4 protein-coding genes are annotated in these 4,460 nt (G+C 62.3%); all 4 read right to left on the reverse strand.

Features of this window, described 5'->3' with window-relative positions; translation table 11 throughout:
- On the reverse strand, nucleotides 1-439 hold a 439-nt coding region (locus HLUSI_RS0121870; RefSeq protein ID WP_016835999.1), incomplete at its 3' end, for an HAD family hydrolase.
- Between the two features lie 12 nt (nucleotides 440-451).
- The gene (gene ccsB, locus HLUSI_RS0121875; protein WP_029363876.1) at nucleotides 452-1,609 is read right to left on the reverse strand and encodes a c-type cytochrome biogenesis protein CcsB; all 1,158 of its coding nucleotides are present in this window, start codon (nucleotides 1,607-1,609) and stop codon (nucleotides 452-454) included.
- Nucleotides 1,610-1,753: 144 nt separating this feature from the next.
- The gene (locus HLUSI_RS0121880; RefSeq protein WP_016836001.1) at nucleotides 1,754-3,877 is read right to left on the reverse strand and encodes a cytochrome c biogenesis protein ResB; all 2,124 of its coding nucleotides are present in this window, start codon (nucleotides 3,875-3,877) and stop codon (nucleotides 1,754-1,756) included.
- Between the two features lie 175 nt (nucleotides 3,878-4,052).
- Nucleotides 4,053-4,460, reverse strand: a 408-nt coding sequence (locus HLUSI_RS0121885) for a c-type cytochrome (protein ID WP_016836002.1), incomplete at its 5' end; no start/stop codon positions are given.

Genomic DNA, 4,460 nt, shown 5'->3' on the forward strand with positions numbered 1-4,460 from the left:
CCGGCTTCCATTTCCGGACGTCGTAAGCGCTGTAGATGCGGCCCTCGAAATACGGCAGCATGCCGGTCACGCGCAGGCACAGCTCGATCTTGTCACGCGGCGCATTGGACGCCAGGCAAAACGGCACGGCCAGCGACTGCACCAGCTCGAGCGCGCCGGCGATCGGCTGCAGGCGGGCGCGGAACATGATCGCCATGAGATCGCGCAACTCGGTCACGAAGCTGGCCGGCAAGGGACTGCCGGCGAGGCGTTCGATCTCGGCCACGCAGTCGGCCATGTTGACGCCCTTGAATTTCTCCAGCGCCTCGACCGCGGTAATGCTGACGCCGAAGCGCGCGCTGTGCTCGACCCAGGCGTCGGCAGCGACGATTTCACTGTCGACCAGAGTGCCGTCGCAGTCGAACAGGATCAGGTCAATGCCGGGCAGTGCTGTTGTCATGGTGCGGTTCGCTTACAGTTCGCCGTAGGAATGCAGGCCGGACAGGAACATGTTCACGCCGAGGAAAGCAAAGGTCGTGACCAGCAATCCCACCAGCGCCCACCAGGCCGCAACCTGGCCGCGCAGGCCCTTCATCAGGCGCATGTGCAGCCACGCTGCGTAGTTGAGCCAGACGATCAGCGCCCAGGTTTCCTTCGGATCCCAGGACCAATAGCCGCCCCAGGCTTCGGCCGCCCACAGCGCACCGAGGATGGTGGCGATGGTGAAGAAGGCGAAACCGACCGCGATGGCCTTGTACATGACGTCGTCGAGCACTTCCAGCGACGGCAGGCGGTCTTCCAGGTAGCCCTTGGACTTGAGCAGGTAGGCCACCGCCACCATCGCCGCCAGCGCGAAGGTGCCGTAGCCGATGAAGTTGGCCGGCACGTGGATCTTCATCCACCAGCTTTGCAGCGCCGGCACCAGCGGCTGGATCTCGGCGGCGTCGCGCGAGACCGTGTACCACAGCAGGAAACCGACCGCCGCCGAAATCACCAGCAGCACGAAGGCGCCGAGCTGACGGGTGGCATAGCGCTCTTCGTAATACAGGTAGAACAGCGCGGTGATCATGCAGAACAGGATGAACACTTCATACAGATTGGAAATCGGAATGTGGCCGATATCCGGGCCGATCAGATAGGACTCGTACCAGCGCACCAGCATGCCGGTAAAGCCCAGCACCACCGCCGCCCAGCACAGTTTGGAACCGAGCGCGGCGCCGGTGCCGGAGCGCGCCACCAGGCCGACCCAGTAGAACAGCGTGGACAACACGAACAGTGCGCTCATCCACAGGATGGCCGACTGGCTCGAAAGCAGGTATTTGAGGAAGAATTTCTTGTCGGCCATGTCCAGCGCGCCGCCGTACATGGCGATTGCAGACAGCGCCAGCACCGCCAGCAAGGCCATCAGCCAGCGCACCGATTTCCAGTGCCAGCCGAGCCAGGCGAAGGTCGGCGCCGCCAGCAGCAGGACGGCCTTTTCGTAGTAATCCATGTGGCCGCCGTAGCGGCTCAGCGCAAACAGCGACGCCGCCACCAACGCGGCCGCGTAAATCCAGTCAAGCACGCTGAGGCGCTTGAAAAAGCCGATATCCTGCAACTCGGCGCGGGCGTGGGTTTGGCTCAATTCCATTACGATCTCCAGTTCAATCCTGGGGCCGCCGCGCATCGTCGCGGCATCAGGCCCTGCGACATCCTACCCGTCTAGCGTGCGGGAGATATGTCGTTGCGGGCATAAGCGATAAACGCCCATGCCCATATTATGTCCGACGCTAGCTTACGCCGTTTGCGTCAGCTTCGCCTTGAGTAATTCGAATTCCTTCTCGAAATCCATCGTCTTGCGCTGGGTGCTCATGGCCATCAATGAATGCGATCCGCCGGCTTGCGGACGGATCCAGACCCACAGGCGGCGCTCGCGGATGTACAGCATCGAGAACACGCCCAGCACCAGGAACAGGCAGCCCAGGTAGACCACTTTCTTGCCCGGCGAACGCGTGACCTGGAACACCGAGGCCTTGATCTCGTCGAAACCGTTCAGCTTGAGGTACACCGGCGCATGGTAGAAGCCGGCGTCGGCCATCGCGTTGATCGCCAGTTGCAGGAAACGCGCATGCTTCTCGTCGGTGCCCATGGCTTTCAGGCCGGCCTTCTCGCGCGCAACCTGCCACAACTCCCACATGCTGCCGTTGAGGATCTTCATGAAGATGTCGGCGGCCTTTTCCTGCTCGGCGGCGGGGATCTTCTCGATGAAGCGCGAGACCGCGATGTAGCCCGACTCCTTGCCGTCGCCGGCGAAAATGCTCAGGCCGCGCAAGGCCGATTGCTGCACCTGGTCACGCAGTTGCCGGGCATTGGCGTCGTCGCCTTTCATGGCTTGGCGCGCGTAGCGTGCGGCGGCTTCGGCACGCAAGGCCGGATTGGCCAGCGCGGCGCGCAGGCGCATCCACTCGTCGACGCTGTCTTCGTCATCGGCCGGAATGCGCAGGTAGCGGAATGGCTCGTCCGGCATGTCGCGTACGCCCGCCAGGAAGACATAAGCGCCGTCGACCTGCACCGGCTGCATGTAGTTCAGGAACTCGCGCGCCTGGCCGGTCTTGTCGCGCAATTTGTATTGCACGCTCGGGCCGACGTTCTTGAGGTCCTTGCTGTTGGCGTTCTTGGCGCCAGAGCCGAGGTGCTTGTCGAGGCCGTCGGCGAACGACTTGTTCACACTCTTGTTGACGCTGCGGACATCGCCACTGTTACCGCTATTGGCGTTGTTGCCGTTGTTGTTCATGTTTTCCACGTTGAAGGGACGGAAGCCGCTCCATTCCACCGTGTATTCATTGTCCTTGGCCGCCGACAACGGCGTGCTGCCGTTGACTTCACCGGCGATCTCGAAGCGCTTGTCGTCGGCGCCGGTCATGGCGTGGCCGGTCAGGCGCAGCTTGCTGCCGCCGTCCTCGAAGCTCGACTGGTAGACCGCGATGCCGTTATAGATCAGCGGCTCATTGACCTTGATGGTGGCGGCAAAATCCTTGCCGGTGGCGTTGTCGCGCACGATCACGTCGCTCGCGAACAACTTCGGCATGCCGGTCGAGTAGTAATCAATGACGAAGCGCTTCAACTGGATCGTGAACGGCAGGTCCTGGATCATCACGCCGTTCTGCTGCGGGATGATGGCGGTGCTGCTGCTGGCGCCTTCGGGGATCAGCGTGTTGCCGCGAAAGGTCGGATTGCCCAGGCCCAGCCGATGCTCGGCCGGGATCTGCGAAATCACGCCGTTGCCGGCAAATGGCGTCTTGCCGTAGAACCATTGCTGGAAGCGGATCGGCAGATCGGAGTCGAGCAGCCCGCCCAGGCAGATGATGACGATGGCGGAGTGGGCGAAGATGTAACCCAGTTTGTTGGCCGCGCCCTTCTTGGCGGCGATCAATGTGGCGCCGTCTTTTTCCAGCAGCTTGACCTTGTAGCCGTTGGCGCCGATGCGCTGCACCAGTTGCTGCGCCATCCCGGCCACCGGCGTGGCGGCAGTCCATTCGGCCTTGTGGTGGAAATTGCGCAGCGATTGCTCGCGCACGTTTTCACGCCAGCTGCTGATGTCCTTGAGCATCTTGGGACCGTTGCGCGCGATGCACAGCGAGGTCGACAGCACCAGGAAACCCATGATCAGCAGGAACCACCAGGCCGAATACACGGCGTACAGGCCGAGCTTGCCGAACACCTCGAACCAGAACGGCCCGAACTGGTTGACGTAGTTCGGCATCGGCTGGTTCTGCTGCAGCACGGTGCCGATGATGGAGGCGACGGCGATCAGCGTCAGCAGGCTGATGGCAAAGCGCATGGAGGAAAACAACTCGACGACTTCGGCGACCCAGCGTTGGCGGGTCTTCAGTTGGATGCCTGCGGTACTGCCTGTCATAAGTGCTACCTTTATCGATGCCCGATGCTGCTTGTTTTGCTGCTTGCGGTGCAGTTCTCAGCGGCTGCCTCGCCTGCCGCGTTGAGTTGGCCTGGCAGGGCGAAAATGCAAAAGGGGCGGCTTCGCAGCCACCCCCTCCAGTTTGTTGCTACCTGTATTTTTTACATCTGATTCTTTACTTCAGGCCGGCGATGTAGTCTGCCACAGCCTTGATTTCCTTGTCCGACAAGCGGTCCGCGATGGTGGTCATTTGCGGGCTGTTGCTGCGCGTGCCGCCGCGGAAAGCCGTCAGTTCGGTCACCGTGTAATCCTGATGCTGGCCTGCCAGACGCGGATACTGTGCAGGGATGCCGGCGCCGTTCGGGCTGTGGCAACCGGCGCAGGCCGGAACGTTCTTGGAGGCGATGCCGCCGCGCCAGATCTGCTTGCCGAGTTCAAGGGTGTCCTTGCTCTTGGCGGCGCCCGGCTTCGGGGCCTGGGCGTTGAGGTAGGCGGCGATGTTCTTCACGTCTTCATCCGACAAGGCCTTGGCCAGCGGCGACATGATGGGGTTGCTGCGGCCGGCGGTGCGGAAATCGGTAAT

Origin of the sequence: Herbaspirillum lusitanum P6-12, assembly GCF_000256565.1 — a bacterium.
Taxonomy (GTDB): domain Bacteria; phylum Pseudomonadota; class Gammaproteobacteria; order Burkholderiales; family Burkholderiaceae_D; genus Herbaspirillum; species Herbaspirillum lusitanum.